The sequence below is a fragment of the Gemmatimonas groenlandica genome (assembly GCF_013004105.1).
GTDB lineage: Bacteria > Gemmatimonadota > Gemmatimonadetes > Gemmatimonadales > Gemmatimonadaceae > Gemmatimonas > Gemmatimonas groenlandica.
This window is the reverse complement of sequence record NZ_CP053085.1, coordinates 4,405,014-4,425,688: the sequence shown is the minus strand read 5'-3', so window position 1 is coordinate 4,425,688 and position 20,675 is coordinate 4,405,014. Positions and strand designations below refer to the sequence as shown.

Annotated in this window: 11 protein-coding genes; 5 read left to right on the top strand and 6 right to left on the bottom strand. The window is 66.3% G+C overall.

Going from position 1 to position 20,675, the window contains the following annotated elements; all coding sequences use genetic code 11:
- Window positions 1-167: 167 nt before the first annotated feature.
- A complete protein-coding gene (locus HKW67_RS18935; RefSeq protein ID WP_206044497.1) occupies window positions 168-3,146 on the bottom strand; it encodes a sialidase family protein in 2,979 nt (992 codons plus the stop codon).
- Window positions 3,147-3,289: 143 nt separating this feature from the next.
- Here HKW67_RS18935 and HKW67_RS18930 point away from each other — a divergent pair, with 143 nt between their 5' ends.
- Window positions 3,290-5,164 (top strand): M28 family peptidase, encoded by a 1,875-nt coding sequence (locus HKW67_RS18930; RefSeq protein WP_171226870.1) that lies wholly within the window; start codon window positions 3,290-3,292, stop codon window positions 5,162-5,164.
- On the opposite strand, the gene HKW67_RS18925 is transcribed toward HKW67_RS18930, so the two are convergent.
- Window positions 5,143-6,657: a sensor histidine kinase gene (locus tag HKW67_RS18925; protein ID WP_171226869.1), complete on the bottom strand. Its 1,515-nt coding sequence runs from the start codon at window positions 6,655-6,657 to the stop codon at window positions 5,143-5,145. The two genes, HKW67_RS18930 and HKW67_RS18925, sit on opposite strands and share 22 nt — an antisense overlap.
- The gene (locus tag HKW67_RS18920; protein ID WP_171226868.1) at window positions 6,654-7,352 is read right to left on the bottom strand and encodes a response regulator transcription factor; all 699 of its coding nucleotides are present in this window, start codon (window positions 7,350-7,352) and stop codon (window positions 6,654-6,656) included. Before HKW67_RS18920 ends, HKW67_RS18925 begins: the two co-directional genes overlap by 4 nt.
- Before the next feature lie 164 nt (window positions 7,353-7,516).
- Here HKW67_RS18920 and HKW67_RS18915 point away from each other — a divergent pair, with 164 nt between their 5' ends.
- Window positions 7,517-7,753, top strand: a complete 237-nt coding sequence (locus HKW67_RS18915; protein WP_171226867.1) for a hypothetical protein — start codon at window positions 7,517-7,519, stop codon at window positions 7,751-7,753.
- A 58-nt stretch (window positions 7,754-7,811) separates the two neighbouring features.
- Here HKW67_RS18915 and mprF read toward each other — a convergent pair whose 3' ends face one another.
- Window positions 7,812-10,451 carry a bifunctional lysylphosphatidylglycerol flippase/synthetase MprF gene (gene mprF, locus HKW67_RS18910; RefSeq protein WP_171226866.1) on the bottom strand — a complete coding sequence of 880 codons (2,640 nt, stop codon included), beginning with the start codon at window positions 10,449-10,451 and terminating at the stop codon, window positions 7,812-7,814.
- Window positions 10,452-10,569: 118 nt separating this feature from the next.
- Between mprF and HKW67_RS18905 the strand changes: the two genes are divergently transcribed.
- From HKW67_RS18905 to HKW67_RS18895, 3 genes are read left to right on the top strand one after another with little or no spacing between them, the layout of a single operon-like run.
- Window positions 10,570-14,718 (top strand): AcvB/VirJ family lysyl-phosphatidylglycerol hydrolase, encoded by a 4,149-nt coding sequence (locus HKW67_RS18905; protein WP_171226865.1) that lies wholly within the window; start codon window positions 10,570-10,572, stop codon window positions 14,716-14,718.
- Between the two features lie 44 nt (window positions 14,719-14,762).
- Window positions 14,763-17,114, top strand: a complete 2,352-nt coding sequence (locus tag HKW67_RS18900) for an ATP-binding protein (protein ID WP_171226864.1) — start codon at window positions 14,763-14,765, stop codon at window positions 17,112-17,114.
- Between the two features lie 23 nt (window positions 17,115-17,137).
- Window positions 17,138-17,581 (top strand): surface-adhesin E family protein, encoded by a 444-nt coding sequence (locus HKW67_RS18895; protein WP_171226863.1) that lies wholly within the window; start codon window positions 17,138-17,140, stop codon window positions 17,579-17,581.
- 26 nt (window positions 17,582-17,607) lie between these two features.
- On the opposite strand, the gene HKW67_RS18890 is transcribed toward HKW67_RS18895, so the two are convergent.
- Together HKW67_RS18890 and HKW67_RS18885 are read right to left on the bottom strand one after the other, a co-directional pair.
- On the bottom strand, window positions 17,608-18,489 hold the full coding sequence (locus tag HKW67_RS18890; protein ID WP_171226862.1) for an acetate and sugar kinases/Hsc70/actin family protein: 882 nt from the start codon (window positions 18,487-18,489) through the stop codon (window positions 17,608-17,610).
- A gap of 5 nt (window positions 18,490-18,494) precedes the next feature.
- Complete coding sequence (locus HKW67_RS18885) at window positions 18,495-20,651, bottom strand: penicillin acylase family protein (protein ID WP_171226861.1); 2,157 nt, start codon at window positions 20,649-20,651, stop codon at window positions 18,495-18,497.
- Between the last annotated feature and the right edge of the window lie 24 nt (window positions 20,652-20,675).

Sequence of the window (20,675 nt, the reverse complement as noted above, 5' to 3'; positions counted from 1 at the left end):
TGGAACAGATCACGCGGAGGCGCAGAGAACGCAGAGCTCGCAGAGAAATGCCTTTCATGAAAAACACAAAAGCGTGCCACGACCGTTCCGTAGCACGCCTCTGCGTTCTCTGCGCCCTCTGCCCCTCTGCGTGATCAGTTCAACGAACCATCAACCGCGCACGAACCTCACCGTCCCGCCTTCTCCAGCTCCGCCGCCATGCGCGTGTAGAAGCGCAGCTCCGACCGCTGATCCGACGTGGGCGCACCGGTGTAGCGCGCCACAGCCCCATACAGCCCCGACAGGCGCGCACTCAACTCGGCGGCCTGACGCTTACCGTCGCGCGTCGCCGCATCGGTGCCGGGCTGCGCGCGCCACCGTTCGGCGACCGGCACGAATGACGTGATCAGCGCGCCGATCTCGCGATGGAACGCCGTCCACGCCGCACGTTCGGCGCGCGACACGGTAATGCGCGGGTCGTCCTTCACCACCACGCGCTGCTGCTGTGCCGTCGCGCCGTACGACAGTCGCACCGTGTACGTACCTGGCAGCACCAGCGGGCCCGGCGACGTCGGACTCGGGCCGGCGTCATCGTCTTCGCCGCCTCCACTTCGGATCGGCAGGTCGGCATAGCGCAGATTCCACACCACGCGATTCACACCGCGACGGCTCGTGGGCGTGAGCGTTTGTACCGTGCGACCGGCGCTGTCGAGCACCGTGAGCGTCACTGCGGTTCCCGCGTCGCGCACCCAGTAGTCGATCAATGCGCCGTTGGCCGGGTTCTCGCCGCGGAAGATCATGTCGCCCGTGTGCGGACGAAGATTCGTGGTGCGGATCTGCATCGCCGGCTGCATCGTGAACAGATGCGCGCTGCTGGCCGCCACCGCAGGGGTAAGCTCCTGCAGCGCGTTCAGCTGGTCGAGAATCCACAAGCCGCGCGCGTGTGAACCCAACACCAGCGTGTTGTCGCGCGCCTGAATCGTGATGTCGTTGAACGGCATCATCGGCATGTTGTTGCGCAGCGTCAGCCACTGGCCGCCGGCATCGGGCGAGATGAAGACCCCGAACTCGGTGGCGAGATAGAGCAGCGTCGGGTTGCGCGGATCCTCACGTACCGTGCGCGTGACCCGATTGGCCGGCAGTCCGGCGTCGATACGGCGCCAGGTGGCGCCGAAGTCGCTCGTGGCGTAGACGTAGTTCGTGAAGTCGTTGCTGCGATGGTTGTCGACTACCACATACGCTGTGCCTGCGGCATGTCGCGACGCTTCCACGCCGGCAAACCACGAGTCCTTCGGCAGGCCCGGGAAACGGCTCTGCACATCCGTGAACGTCGCGCCGCCGTCGCGCGACACGCGGAAGCGACCGTCATCGGTGCCGACGTACAACAGGCCCTTCACGCGCGGCGACTCGGCCAACGCCGTCACGCCAGGGAAGTACGGCACGCCGTCGTCGAGCGACAACGTATTCTCGCCCGGCAGGCGGCCCATCAGCGGCAACCGCGAACGATCGACGCCCGTGCTCATGTCACCCAGGTCCTTCCAGGTGCGTCCGCTGTTCACCGACTTGAACAGATGCTGCCCGCCGGCGTAGACCGTGGCCGTGTCGTGCGGCGAGATGATGAACGGCGCATCCCAGTTGGCCGGATGCATCGCGTTGCCGAGCACCTGTTCGGCGCCCGGCTTGCCCCACGTTTCCCAGTTGCGACGACCAGCGATGTGTCCGGTGGAATCGCCCGGGCGAATGTCCTGCACTTCCCACGTCTTCGTGTCGTTGCGCTGCAGCCCCAGGAACTGCGAGGCCGAGTACACGGTGCGCGAATTGAGCGGATTGGGCGTCACGTGAAAGCCGTCGCCGCCGCAGAGGCGCGAGAAGTGATCGTTCAGCACGCCACCCGTCGTCCAGCTGGCGCTCGGTCCCATCCAGCAGCCGTTGTCCTGCAGGCCGCCGTAGATGTTGAACGGCACCGCATTGTCGGTCGTCACGCGATAGAACTGCGACAGCGGGAGCGACGTGACGTACAGGAACTTGTTGCCGCGATCGTAGCTGATGCCGATACCGCCGTCGTCCAGCTTCACCACGTGACGGCTGTTGTTCGGATTCACCCACACAAAGCGGTCGTCGCCATGCGTGGTGGTGCGCGGCGCGGTGAACGTCTTGCCGCCGTTGTCGCTGAACGAATACGCGTTCAGCATGTAGATGCGCTGGTCGTCGTTCGGGTCGATGATCACCTGACTCGCATACATCGGACGCGGATTCCAGTCGCTCATGAACGTCCACGTGGCGCCGGCGTCTTCGCTGCGGTATACGCCTGCCTTGCGCACGATGTACGCCGTGCTCGCGTTGTAGCGCGCGCCCTGCTCGATACTCACGGTGAGGATCTTCGGATTCTTGCGATATACGCCGATGCCGATGCGGCCGTACTCGCCCTCGGGCAAGCCGTGTCCCGTGATCTTGGTCCACGTCACGCCGGCGTCGGTGCTCTTCCAGAGCGCGCTGCCGGGACCACCGCCATCAAATCCGTACGCGCTGCGACGACGCTGATACGTACTCGCGTAGAGCACATTCGGATCGTTCCAGTCCATCGCGACGTCGGTGGCCCCCGTCTCGTCGTCCACGAACAGCGTGCGCGTCCAGCTGCGTCCGCCGTCGGTCGTACGAAAGAGCCCGCGATCGCCGCCGGCGCCCCAGACCGATCCCTGCGCTGCCACGTACGCGATGTTCGGATCGCGCGGGTGCAGTTGAATGCGGCCGATGTGCATGCTGGTGGCCAATCCCATATTCTGCCACGACACGCCGCCGTCGGTGCTCTTGTACACGCCGTCGCCCCATCCCACACTCTGCCGACTGGCGCGTTCGCCGGTGCCCACCCAGATGATCTGCGGGTTGGGCTGAAACACGGCCACGTCGCCAATCGAGTGCACCGGCGCGTCGAAGGTGGAGCTCCACGTCACGCCGTTGTCGTTGGTGCGCCAGAGCCCGCCGGTGGCACCCGCCACATACCAGATGCTCGGGTTCGACTCGACGACATCCATGTCGACCACGCGGCCGCTCATGGAGGCGGGACCGATATTGCGCAGGCGGAGCGCACCGAGATCCGCCGACGCTAACGGCGCCGCCTGGGCGGACAGGGCGGCGGGAAGGGCCCACAGCAGGGCCGGAACGAGCATACGGAAGGGACGGACGCGCATAAGGCAGCGGGGTCGGCGGGAGACAGGTGAACGCCCGAGCAATATGCGGCGTATTGTTGGGGATCGCTCGGCATTCAGCTTCGCGCCCGGCTCACCGCTTCACCCGACCAAGGATGCGTCTCGTGTTCCGACCCGCACGTCTTGCTGCCACGGCCATGGCCCTGCTTACCGGTGCCTCCGTCGCGCTCTCCGCGCAGAATCGCCCCAACGCCACGAAGGTGGCGCGACCGGAACGTCCGGTGTGGCCCGACGAGGGTCCGCGCACGTGGGCACCGCGTCCGACCGTGGCGTCGATCACGGCCAACGACCTTCGCACCCGTCTCTACCAGTTCGCCGACGACTCCATGCAGGGCCGTCGTATCGGCGAGAAGGGCAACTTCAAGGGCACCGAGTACATCGCCGGCGAGTTCAAGCGCTTCGGCCTCAAGCCGGCCGGCGATAGCGGGACGTACTTCCAGACGCTCCCCTTCGGCCCCACGCAGTTCGATAGCAGCGGCTCCTCCCTCATGATTGGAGCTACGGCGCTGTCGGCGAAGCGGGATTGGATTCCGACCGCGCCGAGCGCGCAGAACGGATTCGGTGGCAAGGCCGAGCTCAATGGCGTACCCGCCGTGTTCGCCGGCACGTGGGGCGACACCGCCGTGATGCTCGACCCCGAAGCCTTTAAGGGGAAGGTGGCGGTGTTTCTCGCCGCGCCGGGTGCCGGTGCCTCAGGTGGCGTGCGCGGACCGGCGTCGTTCGTGAGCTGTGCCGATGTGCCAAACAAGTTCGGCGTGAACGCGATTCTTGCCGCCGACAAGGTTGCGGCGGCGACGCCGGCCCGTCCGGCGGCACCCGCGGCGGCGGCGGGCGCCCGCGATCCACGCGCCCGACGGGCGGGGGCGGTGGCGGTGCTCGTGATCGGCCTAGAAGAAATGACGCCGGCCACCGTGAACGCGGCCTTCGAAGGCCGCAACGGCATGCGTCCCACTACGGCACTCAACGCTGACGCACCCGCCGGCGCGACGATCTCGCGCAAGACGGCCGAGCAGCTGTTCGGCAAGCCGATCGATCAGGTGACCGTCGGGACCGTCGGTCAGCCGATCACGGCGTCGTGGAACCAGACGTGGCGTCCGGCGGCCTATGCCGCGCGCAACGTGATCGCCGTCCTCCCCGGCTCCGATCCGACGCTCAAGGAAGAGTACGTGTTGGTGGGCGCACACAACGACCACGTGGGCATCAACACCACCGTCGTCGACCACGACTCGCTGCGCGCCACGAACTTCGTGACGCGTCGTCAGGGCAGCAACGATCCCACGTGCATCCCGACGGCGGAACAGCAGGTGAAGATCAACGCCCTGATCGCGAAGGCTCGTGCATCGCGTCCGGCTCGCAAGGACTCGATCATGAATGGCGCCGACGACGATGGATCGGGCTCGATGGTGCTGCTGGAGCTGGCCGAGAGGTTCGCCAAGGAGAAGCCGGCGCGTTCGGTGATCTTCGTGTCGCACCAGGGTGAAGAGGGCGGTCTGCTCGGCTCGCGGTGGTTCGTCGACAACCCGACGATCCCGATCGAGAAGGTCGTCGCCGCGCACAACATGGACATGGTCGGCAAGGGCCGCGTTGATCAGGTGAAGTTCGGCGGACCGAATTCCGTGCAGATGCTGGGCGCGCGTCGCTTGTCGCGTGACTTCGGCGACATCATCGACTCGGTGAACGCCAACAGCCCGGAGCCGATGGCGATCGACAAGAGTTGGGACATTCCCGCGAACCCGCTCAACCGCTTCTGCCGCAGCGATCAGGTGAACTACGTTCGCAAGAACATTCCGGTCGTGTATATGTCGCTCGGCTACGGCCCCGACTACCACATGCAGTCGGACGAGCCGCAGTACATCGACTACGATCACGCCGCGCGACTGGGACGCTTTGTGCATGATGTGATGACGGCCGTGGCGAACCGGAAGGAGAAGCCGGAGATCGGCGGGGCCGACCCGACCTACCCGAGCTGCAACCGGTAGGGCGGTAAGCGCAGTTCGAACACACTTCCTTGTGCATCGCTGTGTGCGAGCACGAGGGAGCCACCATGCGCCTTCGCCACCCACGCGGCGATCGGCAATCCGAGCCCCGCACCAGTTGCATCAGGCAACCCGGTGCGGGGCGTCGTGTGTTGGACGCGGTAGAAGCGCTCGAAGATGCGCATCTGGTGCTCGGGCGCGATGCCGGCTCCGCTATCGCTCACCCGGATCACCGCACCGCCGCCCGACTGCGGCTCGGCCTGCGCCGTGACCGTCCCACCGGACGGTGTGTACTTGATAGCGTTGTCGAGCAGGTTCACCACCACGCGCCGCAGCATGGCCTCGTCGCCCGTGTACGGCACTTCACTCTCGGGTGAGAAGCACAGCGTGATCTGCTTGGCCAAGGCGATGGTGCCCATGGCGTCGATACAATCGCCCACCAGTTCTTCGAGGAAGAGGTTGGTCGGTACGAGCGTCTGTTCGGCGGCGTCGCTGCGCGCCAACAGGAACAGGTCGCCCACGATGAGCGCAAGCCGGCGAGCCTCGCCGTGAATGACGCCAAGCGCCGTTCGATACGCGTCGGGCGAACGATCGGTGGTGAGGGCCAGTTCGCTCTCGCCGATGACGATCGACACGGGTGTGCGCAGCTCGTGCGAGGCATCGGCGATGAAGCGCCGGCGCTGCTCGAAGGCGTCCTCCACGCGATCCAGCAGCGCATTGAAGGTCTGCGATAATCGAGAGAGCTCGTCGGCGGCCGGCGAGACCGGCAACCGTTCGTGCAGCGTACGCGCCCCGATGCGTTCAGCCGTCAGGCGCATGGCCTCGACTGGCCGCAGACTCGCCGCAGCCAGAAGCAGGCCCCCCAGCATGGCAAGCAGCAGCGCCAGCGGCACGCCGATGTACATGGCCTCGCGCACGCGCTGCAACGTGGCCTCGTGCCGCTCGGTCGACTGACTGAGTGCCACGACGAAGGTGCCGCGACGGGTGGTGACCGGCATCGAGACCACCCGCTCGCGGTGCGGACCGAGGGTCGTCACATCGGTGTCCATTAACGTGAGGGCACGTGTGGGCGACTTGCTGGCCAGCAACCAGCCGGCCGCGCCGCCGAATTCGCGGGTCGCCGTCGACGTGGTGTCGACCGCTAGCAGGAGGAGTCGGCTGGCGTCGTCGGGAGTCGCAGTGCGTGCTCTGAACAGGGCCACGCCGATGTCGCGAAAGCGATGATTATCGAGTGTCCGTCCGGCGGCCCACCGTGCCGCCGCCGTGTCGCTCGCGATCGTGCGCGGCACCGTAGACAGCGCCAACTGGAGCGACGCCGCGACTTCATCGGCGGCTTCCGTGAGATATCCGTCGGCGTCGGCTTGCGTGGTACGCGTGAGCATACCGTACGTGGCGAGCGTCATTACCACCAGCAGCACGGCCAGCGCCGCGGTATACCACAGCGTTAGGCGCGCCCGAATCGATAGCGTCCAGGGAGGCCCGACGGCTCGCTTCATGTGGCGGCGGCGCGTCCGTCGTCCGTCACGTCGCTGAGCAGATAGCCGGAACCGCGGCGGGTGTGCAGCATGCCCACCGGATTCGGCGCCTCGAGTTTCTTGCGCACGCGTCCGATGTACACCTCGAGGGCGTTCGACATCGGATCGTGGTTGGCGTCCCACACGTGCTCCGTGAGCTCGGCACGACCCACCACGCGTCCGGCATGTCGCGCCAGATATTCCAGCAGCGCGTACTCCCGGGTGGTCAGGCCCAGCGGCACGCCGGCCCGCGATGCCTGCTGCGCACGTGTATCGACCACGAGGTCGCCGACCACGATCTGTTCATCCTGCAGCGCCGGCCCGCGGCGCATGATCGCGCGCAACCGTGCCAGGAGCTCATCGAGTTCGAACGGCTTCACGACGTAGTCGTCGGCGCCGCTGTCCAGTCCTGCGACCCGATCGCGTAGCGCGTCGCGCGCGGTCAGCATGAGGATCGGCGTTTGCCGGCCACGACGCCGCAGTTCGGCACACACCTCGAGGCCGGTACGCCGCGGGAGCATCACGTCGAGCACGATCGCATCGTACTCGTTCACCGCCGCTTCGATCAACGCCGACTCGCCGTCGGTCACGACGTCCACGGCATAGGCGCGCTCCCGCAACGCGCGGGCGAGGAGGTCGTTCAGCCGTGGATCGTCTTCCGCGAGCAGAATCCGCATGCGATGAGCCGTGGGGCCGTGAGCCGTGAGGCGGTGCGGCGTGAGGCGGGGCGCCGTTAGGTAGCGTTCAGGTAGCCAATGCCAACTTACCGTCGCTCCCTCCGGGGGTGCCCGGCCGGTTGGCTGGGGACCGACATGGAGAGGCTACTGCACAAGGAGACACCATGTCCATCGCACGCGCAACGGGTTCCGTGTTCGCATTGCTGATCGCCGCCTCGGTCGCCGGCGCGCAGCCGGCCAAGCCGGCCGCGAAGGCCGCGCACGACAGCACAAAACACGCAGCGACCGCCACCGCCCCCGCTGCGGCCTCCGCCGCCTCGGCGAAGGGTGCAGCCATGGCCAAGCCTGCCGCGGCCGCCAAAGACAGCGGCAAGGCTACGCACGCGGCCAAGAAGCACTAGCTCCGACCACCTGCACGGCGCAACGCGGGGGATGGCATGTCAGCCATTCCCCGCGTTGCTATTTCCGTACGATTCCACCGACGCCGCCGGCAATCAGTGACGCCACGTTCGTCAGCACGCGCGGCAATGCAATCCCACCCGGCGACGCGAGATAGCGCGGCTCCCAGACCGGCGAGAACTTCTCCTTGAAGGCGCGCAGCCCCTGGAAGTTGTAGAACGAATCGCCGCGGCCATACAGAAACGCGCCGGCGCGGGCCCAGAGTGGCGCCAACTCCGGCCGTGCCAACGCCGTGTCGCGCAGGCCGGCCAGCGGCGCCATGCCGATGTTGCACGAGCGGTACCCATGCGCCTTGCCCCACAGCATCAGCTGCACGAACAGGAAGTCCATCGTGCCCTTCGGCGCGTCGGCGGAACGGCGCATCAAGTCGGGCGACAGCTCACCACCGTCCTGACCGGCCCAGAGGTTGGCGAACGCCACGATCTGCGAACCTGGCGCGCCGTTCGCGCTCGGCGCATGGACCAGCGCCATGGGAAAGTGTCGCAGATACGCGTCGTCGAAGCGCCCGAGCGAGAATCCCTTCTCGCGCGTGGTCTTCCCGCGCAGCCACGCATCAGAAATCGCGCGTAGCACGGGTAAAAGCGCCGGCACCTGGTCGGGTGGTACGATCTCGAAGCATAGCTGGTGCTTCTCGCTTTCCTTCAGCACACGCCGCATCCAGCGATGGTCTGCGCCGTCCACCGAAAACGTGTCGAGTGGCACCACCGCTTCCTCGCCCAGCTTGAGCAGCGTCATGCCCAGATCGACGTAGAGCGGCAGCCGACTCGGCGTCACCTGATAGAACACCGGGATCGCACCATGCGCGTCCGCTTCCTCCTTAAATCGCCATGCCACGTCGGGAAACCGTGCCGGTACACCCACCGGATCTCCCATGGCGATCCAGCTGCGACCGGACACGCCGTACATCACGAACGCATCGCCGCGATCGCTGAAGAGCAGTGCCTTGTCGCCGAGCAAGGCGAGCGCCGGCGTGGATTCCGGTACGCGATGGATGATCGCCTCCGCCCGTGACAGCTCGTCGGCCGAGGGCAGCACCGGCTCGAGTGCGGCCGGACGGAACAGCAACCAGAGGCCGGCCGCGAACACCGCCACGATCGCGCCGGCGCTCGCGCGTAGAAAGCGTGGCGCGTTGCCGTGTGCCGCAAACTCCCACCACATGGCGTGCGAGTAGTCGACGTGTCGATACGTCAGCATCCCCAGCCACACGCTGGTCGTGACGACGCCGATCACTGCGATCATCCATCCCGGTGTGAGCACGTCGGCGGTGAGGGTCGTCGGACGGTAGAACGCCCGCCGCGACATCACCACCGCCACGAGCACCACCGCGAGCACTGAGGCCTCCTCCCAATCGAGACCCTTGAGCAGCGACGCCGCGATGCCCAGGCTCAGCAGCACCACCGTCGCCCCCCATGCCGCATCGAGACGTCGCCGCAGCGCAGCGGCGAGCACCAGCAGCCCGACGCCGGCGAGACTCCCGGCAAAGTGACTGAGCTCGACGAGTCCGAGCGGCAGGACCGCCGTGAGCGCGTGCACCCGTCCGTGCGCTGCCGGAGTGGCGCCGGAGAACAACAGCAGTGCACCGCCGATGAACGTGCTGATGGCGATCGTACTCGGCAGCAATGGCTGCAGCACGATGGCTACCCGCTGCGCGAGACCAAGGGCCGCTGTGGCCGATGTCGTTGCGGCGCCCACGAATGCGGGCACGCGCGATCGATATTGGTACATCTCGATCGCCGTGAGTGTGAGCAGTCCCGCCGCAAACGGCAACAGATAGTAGATCGCGCGATAGGCGAGGAGCGCGCCCAGCAACTGCGCCGGCGGTGCGCTTCCGCGAAGCGCCAGCAGCATCACGGTTTCGAACACACCGATCCCGCCGGGAACGTGACTCATCACCCCGACGAACTGCGCCAGGGCGAACACGCCCAGAAAGGCCAGCGGCGTAAGTGCGTGCCCAGCGGGCAGCAGCACATAGGCGACCAGGCCGGCCACGCTCCAGTCGAGCAGACCGAGCGCAATCTGCGCGAGCGCGAGTGTCGGCGGGGGAATGGGAATATCCCAGCGACGCCACGAGAGCACGCCACCTCCCCGTTCCACAGTCCAGAGCGCATAGCCGATCACGCTCAGCAACAGGAGCGCGCCGACCGCGCGAGCGGGGAGCGCCGGTACGTGCCAGAGCGCCAGCAAGGGCGTCGGCTCCAACAACAGCGCCAACCCGCACACCGCGGCCACACCCACGGCGAATGTCGCACTCACGAAACTCGTGGCGCGCGCGATCTCGGGCCCGGACAGTCCCCACATGCTCCAGTAGCGCACGCGCACGGCACCGCCGGTGAATAACGGGAAGCCGAGTGTTTGACTGAGCGCGTATGCGATCAATGACGTGAGAACCGTTCGTGTGAGACCGATCCCCGCATCGACGTAACGCAACGCCAAGAGGTCGTATCCGCTCAGCAGCAGATAGGCCAACACGGTCAGCCCGACGGCGAGTAGAAGCGCTGACGACGGGATCGCCGTCAGCGACTCGCGGATGCGCAGGGTACCCACACCGGCGAGTTCGCGGTGCAGCATGACGATCGACGCCACCAGCAACAGCAGCATGACCGATGGCGCGAGCCATCCGCGAGAAGACGAAGGACGCATCGCAGCAGGAGTGATCGACATGCGCGAAAGCTGAAAGCGGCTGCCTGAACTGCAGATAACAGGTCGCGCACGCTGGCGCGTTATCCTGGCGTCAGTATCCGGCGGTTTCCATACACACATGTCCAGACTCGATACTACCGTCCGTCGCCCGGTCTTCCTCGATCCAACGGGACGTCGCTGGCGTCGCGTACGCGGCGTCATCGCCCTCAGTGGCGTCGTCACCACGCTGCTCGTTGGCTATCTATTGGTGGGGATTCTGGCGCCGCCGCTCTTACCCGGCTGGGTCGCACCGCGAGCGCTGGTCAAACCCCACGCGGTCGATGCGCGGGCGCGGCGTCGCCTGTTCAGTCGCCTCAGTCGCACCGATGCGGCGACGGGCACTCGACGCGACGTCGCGACCGCGCTGCTGAAATCCACCGCCCGCGCGACACCGCTGCGCGCCGCGTTCTTCGTGAATTGGGACGACGATGCCTACCAGTCGCTCTCCCATCACGCAGGCGACCTCGATTGGGTGATCACCGAATGGGGCTTTCTCCGCACCAATGATCTGGCGCTGCAATGGCGTACCGACCCACGCGTGCTCCCGCTGGTGCGCCGCCTACCAGCGGCGCAGCAACCGCGCGTGCTCGCCATGATCACCAACGTCGACAGTGGGGGACGCGCCTTCTCAGGGCAGCGTGTCTCACACCTGCTGCACGACGCCGCGGCGCGCACGCGCTTCGTGAACGACGCGGTGGCCTTCGTGGATACGAACCACCTCGGCGGCATCGTGCTCGATCTTGAGCTGGTGCCGTCACGTGAGACACCGGCGATTGGTGCACTGCTGCGCGCGTTGCGCGCCCGCCTGCATCGCACCGGCGCGGTGGTCGCCGTCACTGCAGCAGCGGACGCCGACGCGACGACCCTGCGTCAATACGGCGCCGATGCCGATGTCGTGATCGCGATGCTGTACGACGAGCACAGTGACCGCGACGATCCGGGGCCGGTCGCCAGCCAGCCGTGGTTCACCGCCACCGCGGAGCGCGTGCTAACACTGGTGCCAGCGGCGAAGGTCATGCTGGCGTTCGGCGCGTTCGGTTACGCCTGGAACGATGCCGTGCCAGCGCAGCCCGCCGAGGCGGTCACGTACGCGGAGGCGCTGGCGGCCGCGAGACACCATGGCGTGCGGCCACAGTGGGATCGACAGGCACTGGAGCCGGTGATCAGTTGGACCGACGCCGATTCCACCGATCACGTGCTCTGGTATCTCGATGCCACGACGAATTGGAACGCGATGCAGCGGACCACGTCGCTCGGCGCCGCCGGCGCGGCCTTGTGGCGACTCGGGGCCGAAGATCCCGCGATCTGGCGCGTCTTCGGAAAGCATGTGCATCAGGAGGCGTGGGAGGAGCTCGGCGTACAGCCGCCGGGCTATGGCGTCGACATGCAGGGCGACGGGGAGCTGCTGCGCGTCACGTCGCATCCCACGGCCGGGACGCGCGCGCTCACGCACGACAGCCTGTCGGGGCTGATCACAGATGTCCGCACGCTGTCCATGCCGCAGCCGTGGACCGTTGAGCGGACCGGCGCCGCCCATCCCCACCGGGTGGCCCTCACGTTCGACGATGGACCCGACGGAGACTGGACGCCGGCCATCCTCGACACGCTGCGCTCGCGGCACGCCACCGCCGCGTTCTTCGTGATCGGTGATCAGGTGCAGTCTCATCTGGCAATCACGCGGCGCATTGCGGCCGAGGGTCATGAGATCGGATCGCACACGTTCTCGCACCCCGATCTCTCGCGCGTCTCGCCGTTCGGCACCCGCCTCGAACTCGATGCCACCGCACGGCTCCTGGAAGCCGTCGTCGGTCGTCGCAGTCTGCTGTTCCGCCCTCCGTACTTCGGCGATGCCGAACCGACCACGATCGACGAACTGGCTCCGGTGGAGATCGCGACCTCGCTCGGCTACCTCACCACGGGGGTGCATATCGACAGCGACGACTGGCGACGGCCGGGCGTAGCCGCCATCGTCGCGCGCACGCTGGCGCAGCGGTCGCGCGGCAACGTCATCCTGCTGCATGATGGCGGTGGCGACCGCGCGCAGACCGTCGCGGCGATCGGTCCGCTGATCGATTCGCTGCGGGCCCGCGGTGATACCATCGGCAGCATCGGCGCCTTGGTCGATGCACCGGCAAGCGTGATGATGCCACCGCTCACGCCCGACGCCGCCCGCCGGCGTTGGATCGCGTTCACCGGCTACGCGGTGGTGGGTAGCGTCGAATGGTGCATCGGCGCGCTGTTCACAGTCGCCGTGACGCTGGGCGTCGCGCGCCTGCTACTGATCTGCCTCCTCGCGCTGCGCGAACGGTTCGCGCCGAAGCATGCGACGATGGACGCACGGCGACTCGCCGTAGACGCGACGCCATACGCACCGTCATTCTCGCCGTCGGTGTCCGTGCTCGTCCCGGCCCACAACGAGCAGGCCGTCGTGGTGGAAACCGTGCGCAGCCTACTGGCGCAACGATACGATGGCCTGCTCGACGTGATTGTCATCGACGACGGGTCACTCGACGACACCTATGCACTGACACGCAACACCTTCGCCGGCGACGAGCGCGTGCTGGTGCTCACCAAGCGCAACGGCGGCAAAGCGTCCGCCCTCAATCATGGCATGACCCGCGCCCGCGGAGAGATCCTCGTGGGTCTCGACGCCGACACCGTGTTCGAGCCCGACACCATTGCACGACTGGTGGCACCGTTGGCCGACGTGCGCGTCGGCGCAGTGGCCGGGAATGCGAAGGTCGGCAACCGGATCAACCTCGTGACGCGCTGGCAGGCCATCGAGTACATCACGAGCCAGAATCTCGAGCGGCGCGCGTTTGCCGCCTTGAACGCCATTACCGTGGTGCCCGGCGCGGTCGGCGCCTGGAGGGCGACTGCAGTGCGCGATGCCGGCGGCTTTTCGGAGGATACGCTGGCCGAGGATCAGGACCTCACGATCGCACTGCGGCGTCGTGGCTGGCGCATTGCCTTTGCCGACGATGCAATCGCCTGGACCGAAGCGCCCGACACACTGCGCTTACTGGCCCGCCAGCGTTTCCGTTGGTGCTTCGGCACACTGCAGTGCGCCTGGAAGCATCGGGACACTCTCTTACGTCCGCGATACGGCACGCTTGGCACCATCGCGATGCTGAACACCTGGGTCTTTCAGTTGTGCCTGACCGCGCTGTCACCGCTCGCCGACCTGCTGTTCCTGTTCAGCCTCCTCTCGGTCGGCATGATCGTCCGTACACACGGCGCCACCTACGGGCGCGCGGACCTGCAGCATCTGCTCTCGGTCTACGCTGTGTTCAATGTCGTCGATATCGGCGTCGCGATGCTCGCACTGCTGATGGAGCGCGGCGAGGACCGTCGACTGGCTTGGCTGGTGGTCCTGCAGCGATTCGCCTATCGACAGGTGATGTACTGGGTCGTGCTCCGGTCGGTGCTCGCGGCGTTTCGCGGACGCCTGGTCGGCTGGGGCACGCTCGAGCGCAAAGCCACGGTCAGCGCCGCGACGCTCACCGCCTCTCTCACGGCGGCAGTTGGCGGCGCGCTGGTGGCGGCTGGTGTCCTCTCGATCGTGCCGCGCACGCTCACGGCGCAGTCGGCGAAGTCGGATCAGCAGATCATCGCGTCGCTGCCAATCACCGAGGTGCCCGCGACCTCAGGCAATACCCTCGCCATCTTCTGGACCGGCGACGGCGGATGGCAGGAACTGGTGTCGGAAACCGCCAGGCACCTCGCGCAGCGTGGGGTGGCCGTCGTCGGCATCAACTCTCGGAGTTGGCTCACCTCTGGCACGCGCACGCCTCAGGACGCCAGCGTGGCCACGGCCGCGCTGATCCGGCACTACACCGCCACGTGGGGACGCGAACGCGTGCTCCTGCTCGGATACTCGCGCGGTGCGGGTTTCGCGCCGTTCATCTACAATCGCCTTCCCGTCGAGCTGCAGGCCCGGGTTGAGCTGGTCGGCATGCTCGGCATGGAGCCGACGGCGAGCTTCGAGTTCCACCTCATCGACCTCGTACGCTCCGTGAGCCGCCCCACCGACCTGCCGGCGCGACCCGAGCTCGATCGTATCCGACACCCCGCCATGCTCTGCATGTACGGTCAACATGAAGCCGGTACTCTCTGTCCCTCGCTCGATACCAATCGCTACACCGTGAGGGAGCGCCCGGGGGACCATCACTTCGACCGCGACTACGGCGCCATCGCCGACCAGATCCTGGCCGCCCGGCCGCCTTGAGCCAACTAATTGAAGCGGCCTCGTTTGCTCTGTAAGTTTTTCTAGTGACTCCTCCCCCAGTCGGCCGACCGTTGTTCTCACCGCTGAGCATTCGCGGTCGGCTCCAGCTCGCCGCCATTCTGGTGGCTTCGGTAATCACCGTGCTGGCGTTCTTGCGCGCCCGCGAGCGACGCGCCGCCGAAGAGCGTCGGATCAGCGAACAGTCTCAGCAAACAGCCACGATCGTTGCGCGGTCACTCGATGGGGCCGTCCGCGACGCAGAGACGCTGCTGAACAGCCTCCGTCGGCTGGTCGACCTGAGCGCGGCGCCGGAACGGAACGACGTGCTGTTGCAAGCGTTGTATCGCGAGACGCCGGTGCGCTACTCGAACATTTTTCTCGTCGATTCGCTCGGCCGAAGCATCGGGGCCGCCAAGCTGCCCGCCGCGGGCCGTGCTGCCGTAGCGCTCGGCGAGCGCGCCTACTTTCAAGAGGCGCTCCGAACGAAGCGGTTCACTGTGGGTACGCCAGTGCGCACCACGCTCTACGACAACACCCCATGGTTTCTCCCGTTCATTGCGCCGATCGTTGATTCGACGTCTGGACGCGTGCGCGCGATGGTGGGTGCGGGCATGCTCCTCGACTCACTTGAAGCCATGCATGTTGCCCGCGGGCTACCCTCTGGCTCGATTCTCTCCGTGATCGACTCCGCCGACCGCATCGTCCTTCGCTCGCGCGATGCAGATGCCTGGATCGGCAAGGTGTTTCCGCAGGAGCCACGGCCGTCGGTCACGAGTGTGCCACTGGCGTGGGGAACGTTCGTGACCAGCTCCATCGACAGCGTGGAGCGACTCTTCGGGGCGCAGACCCTCACGCAGATCCCATGGCGTGTGTACGTCGGCATCCCGACCGAGTACGCCTTCGGCCCGTCGCGCACGCAATTCACGCAGGATGTCCTGCTCGGCCTGCTCTTCAGCCTCACCGTCGTGGTGCTCGGCTACTGGATCGTCGCGCGCTTCGTGTCGCCGATCGAGTCGCTCACGCGAGATGCGCGGGCCATCTCCACCGGCGACATGGCACGCCGCTCGACCATCGCCAGCGACGACGAAGTCGGCACCCTGGCCCGGACGTTCAACACCATGGCCGACGCGATCGTGGAGCGGAATACGGAGCTCGCGGCATCGCAGGAGCAGCTCCGACAGGCACACAAACTCGAAGCCCTCGGTTCATTCGCCGGTGGCGTCGCCCACGACTTCAACAACTATCTATCGTCGATCATCGGCCACAGCGAGATGGCGCTGGCTGATCTTCCCGTCGCCTCGCCGGTGCGCGATGACGTGGAAGGCGTACTGGCGTCGGCGCAGCGCGCCGCCGAGCTCACGCGGCAGATCCTGATCTTCAGCCGTCAGCAGGCGATGGCGCCGCAGTTGCTCGATCCGAACGACGTCATCACCGGTATCGAGCGCATGATCGCGCGCCTACTCGGTGAGTCCATCACGCTGACGTTGTCGCTCGGGCCACAGCTCGGTGTGATGCGCGCCGATCGTGGACAGGTTGAACAGGTGCTCATGAATCTCGCGGCCAACGCACGCGATGCCATGCCCAGTGGCGGCCGCTTTCAGATCACCACGTCGCGGATCGAACTGGGCGACCACGAACTGCACACGCCGACGCTCCCGTCTGGTCACTACATACAGATCAGTGCATCCGACACGGGAACGGGAATCTCCGCAGCCACCCGTGAGCGGATGTTCGAGCCGTTCTTCACCACGAAAGACCGCGGACGCGGTACCGGACTCGGTCTCGCCCTCGCGTACGGCATCGTGCAGCAGTCGGGCGGTGCGATTCATGTGGCCAGCACCGAAGGCCGCGGGACGACCTTCCACATCTACTTCCCGCTGGCCACTGCCGAGCCGGCTGCGATCAACGCGATCAAGGGGTCAGAGTCGTTGAACGGGGCGTTCAACGACTCTGACCCCTTGATCGCGGCCGCGGCGATCGCGCCCGCCACCGTGACGCCCGGTGCCGAGCGCATTCTGCTCGTCGAAGACGACGATGCCGTCGCGTCGGCCACCACGCGCATGCTCGCCCGCGCCGGCTATGTGGTTGCACGCGCCGGAGACGGACAGGCGGGACTCGATGCACTCGCCAGCGCCACTCGTCCCTACGAACTGGTGATCACCGATGTGGTGATGCCCGGGATGTCCGGTGGCGATCTCGCTCGCGAGATTTCCGTGCGATATCCGCTCGTGAAAGTACTCTTCATCAGCGGTTATCCGGACGACGACGAACTGGTGCGTGACGTCGCCGAGTACCAGCTTCCGTTTCTGGCGAAGCCGTTTTCTACGGCCGACCTATTGCAGACCGTCCGTCGTTTGCTCGATGCGGAGCATCGCGTCGCCGGGGCTGCGCGGTAGTTTCGACCTTCATGGACCCGTGCATGACTTCGATCACCCACTTCACGCCGAGGATGTCGTTGCGCCGCATCTCTCGCTTCGTTGCGCTGTCGTCACTCGCCGTGATCGCGCTGTCGTCGCGCGAGGCATCAGCGCAGGCACCCAAGCCGATCGGGCTGATCAAAGGCGGCACGGTGCTGCTCGAGTCCAAGTCGGTGAAGCGCGACGGGGGCATCATCACCGCCCCGCTGCGTGTGCAGTTCCACAAGCCCACCAAGGTACCAGGCGGCAATTGGTACAGCTCGCGCACACTGCTCTTGCTCGACTGCCGCAAACAGGTCGTCGCCGTGAAGGAGAACTGGTATTACAGCGACGCCAAGGGGACGAAAGTGGCCCAGCACAAGGAAGTCGGAATCCCGGGATACGCCACACCCCTGCCCGGATCCATGCCGAAGGTCGCCCTCGACCATCTCTGTCAGACCAAGTAGGCCATCGGACTGCGAACGGGCGGAGTTTACGCGCCCGTTCGCAGGATGCGCTCGGTGGACAGCAGCGCACCCACCGCTGTCGCTGAACCACCGGCCTGCGGTGTGAGAATGGTGGCGCCGTAGAACTTGGCGACGAGGCCGAACGTGCGCCGGATGCTCTTGAGATCCGCCAGGTGGCCCACGATCACTACGTGCGGCAGCTGCTGCGCCCGCGCCGCGTTGATCGCAATCACCGCGATCACCTGCCCCACCATGTTCACCAGTGCGGCCGCCGTGTCTTCGCGTGACGCCTCCACCGGATGACGGGCCACGCGGCCGAAGTTCACGGCGGTCGTCTCCGGCGGCAGACTGCCGATCGCGCCGCCCAGCACTTCGGCAATCGTGAGATTGTGCGTCGTATCGGATCCCTGCTGCGCCAGCGCATCGATTTCGTGCGGATCGACGGTGCCCAGCAGGAGTCGCCCAAGTCCGACGAGCGTGCCCCCGCCGACGCCGGTACCCGTCACATGATGCGCGCTGTTCGTGGTGGCCGCGACGCACGCCGTGCCCGACCCGGCACTCGTCACGAGCGCTGACTCGAGATTGGCCAACGCCAGACCGCCGTGTCCGATCGCCTTCACCTCATCAACGCGATGCAGCATGCGATCGTCGATCGACTGGGGGAGCATCGTGCGATTCCCACCGGTCACGGCGATCCACTCCAGATCGCGTGGCGACACCCCACCGGCGTCGAGCACGCGCCTAACCCGCGCTTCATCGGGCTGCCCTTCGCTCGGCAGCGTCCAGTGCCGCGTCGCGCTGCCGTCGCGCACGACCACATCGGTGTTGCTGGCCCCGAAGTCGATCGCAGCGGCGAAGCTCGCAGCGGCGAAGCTCGCAGCGGCGGGGCGCATCGATCCGTCGGTCACCACGCTCACTGACCCGGGTGGTACGTGCGCTTGGCGTTCTTCTCCACGTCCTCGCGATAGTAGTTCACCACTTTGAACTGCCCCTTCGCGTAGTCCTCGGCCTGGTTCATGAAATACGGCGACGCGGGGTCGCCACTCACTCCGCCGGCGAGTGACGTCTTGGCCACGATGCGTGGGCCGAATTCCACGGCGGCGATGAAACTGTTGCCGCGATTCCCGTAGATGCGCTTCGTGGTCCGCACGCCGTTCTGCGAGAACGCCGCCAGCGAGCCCCAGTTCGACGTCGTGTACGGCACCGGGATGCTGGGCTTCGCATCGTCGTACACGGCGGCGATGCGGCCGTCGAGACGCTGGAAGCGGTTGATCTCGCCCCATGGCGTCTTCCAGGTCCCGAAGTCGCTGGCCAGCTTGTCGGCGCTGCGCGCGAGCGCGCCCAGCATCACGGCGTTGTCGCGGGCGGCCGCGCGATTGCCACGCGTGACGCGCGCGAGTTCCTCGCCGTAGGCATTCGCCAGCGACATCGCCACCGATGTGAGCCCGAAACGATAATCCCAGCTGCGCAGCACCGCGATCTGGTCGGCGAGCTTGGTACGCACCGTGTCGGAACCGGGCAGCGCATCCCATGCGCCGACGAGTGGCGGAATGATCTGCTCGAAGGCCGGGAGATAGCTGTCGTACGCGGCCGCGATCAACTTGTCGACGGTGAAGTCGGTGCGGCCATTCAGCATGCGGATCGCGTGAATGCCACGCGCGTTTTCTTCCTGATACTGCGCCATGTACTTCGGAAAGTCGCCGATCTTCGGACTATTCGGGCCCGCTACCGTGAACGGCCAGTTGTTGGTGTTCATCAGCCAGCCGTTCGCCGGATTCGTCACGAGGATCGTTTCGTCGAGCGAATGCAGACCCTGCCACTCCGTGTCCGGCGTGCCGCCGTCCACCGGACGGGTGTAGTCGAACTTCGGATTGCGCTTCGGGATGAAGTCACCGTTCACGAAGGCAATCGTGCCACTCGCGTCGGCGTACACCGTGTTATTCGACGAGTTGGTGCGCAGCTCCATCACCTTCTTGTAGCTCGCGAAGTCGCTCGTCTTGGTACGGCCAAACGACTGCATCAGCGCCTTGATCGGCTCCTGCATGAGCCGCACGGCGACCCACTTGCCGTTGTCATTGCGGATGATCGGCCCGTGATGGCTGAAGTACGCCGTGACCGTCTTCCGCTGCATGCCGGCCGACGTCTTGTACGGCAACACGATGACTTTGGACTTCATCTCACGCTCGCCACCGGCGTACTGATAGAACACCTTGCCGTCGCGCTCGGAAACCGTGAGCTGGTACTCATCGGCCACGTCGCCGCCGCCAGTGGTGTGCATCCAGCCGTTCTTGTCGTTGAAGCCCTGATAGATGAAGAACTGTCCCCACGTGACGGCGCCGTAGGCCTTGAGCCCTTCCTCGCTGTTTACGTGGATCTCCGGACGGAAGTAGTGATCCGTATGCGGATTGATCAGCAGCAGCGCATGTCCATTGGCGGTGTTCTTCGGCGCGATCGCGAAACCGTTCGACCCGGTGGGCTCACGCGGTTCGAACTCCGCGTCGAGTTCCTCACGCGACGGCGCGGCCGGCGCCATCCCCATGCGCGGCGCATAGAACTGCTCGATGCTGCCGGCGTTCACGCCGGCGATATCACCGCCGATGCTGCCTTCGGTGAACGTCAGGGCCATCCACGGCTCGAACTTCGTGAGCAACTTCGGCTTCACCTGCGGGTGCGTCGCGAGATAATAGTTCAAGCCATCGGCAAAGCTGTTCATCAGCGCCTTCAGCCACACCGGGCTTTCCGCGTACTTCGCCTTCATGTCGAGCGTGTCGATGAAGAGCTTCATGCGCAGGTCGCGCCACAGCGCGCCCTCGCCTTCCACTTCCGACGTGCGACCCATCGCTGTGATGTAGTTCGTCTCCACGCGATTGAAGTCGTCTTCCGCCTGCGCGAACACCATGCCGAACACGGCATCGGCGTCCGACTTGCCGTACACGTGGGCGATGCCGTACTGGTCGCGCATGATCGTGACGCGGTCGGCCTGCTTCTTCCACGAGGACGGCTGCGCCGACGCAATGGATGGCGCGAGCAGCAGGGTCGCCGCAATGACGGAGCGGAGCATGTTGCGCATGGTAGGGCCTACGGATGTCGACAG

Excerpts from the sequence above, each read along its gene's own strand:
- HKW67_RS18935 (WP_206044497.1), bottom strand. The coding sequence starts at position 3,146 with ATGCTCGTTCCGGCCCTGCTGTGGGCCCTTCCCGCCGCCCTGTCCGCC.
- HKW67_RS18925 (WP_171226869.1), bottom strand. The coding sequence starts at position 6,657 with ATGAAGCGAGCCGTCGGGCCTCCCTGGACGCTATCGATTCGGGCGCGC.
- HKW67_RS18920 (WP_171226868.1), bottom strand. The coding sequence starts at position 7,352 with ATGCGGATTCTGCTCGCGGAAGACGATCCACGGCTGAACGACCTCCTC.
- HKW67_RS18915 (WP_171226867.1), top strand. The coding sequence starts at position 7,517 with ATGTCCATCGCACGCGCAACGGGTTCCGTGTTCGCATTGCTGATCGCC.
- mprF (WP_171226866.1), bottom strand. The coding sequence starts at position 10,451 with ATGCGTCCTTCGTCTTCTCGCGGATGGCTCGCGCCATCGGTCATGCTG.
- HKW67_RS18905 (WP_171226865.1), top strand. The coding sequence starts at position 10,570 with ATGTCCAGACTCGATACTACCGTCCGTCGCCCGGTCTTCCTCGATCCA.
- HKW67_RS18895 (WP_171226863.1), top strand. The coding sequence starts at position 17,138 with ATGACTTCGATCACCCACTTCACGCCGAGGATGTCGTTGCGCCGCATC.
- HKW67_RS18885 (WP_171226861.1), bottom strand. The coding sequence starts at position 20,651 with ATGCGCAACATGCTCCGCTCCGTCATTGCGGCGACCCTGCTGCTCGCG.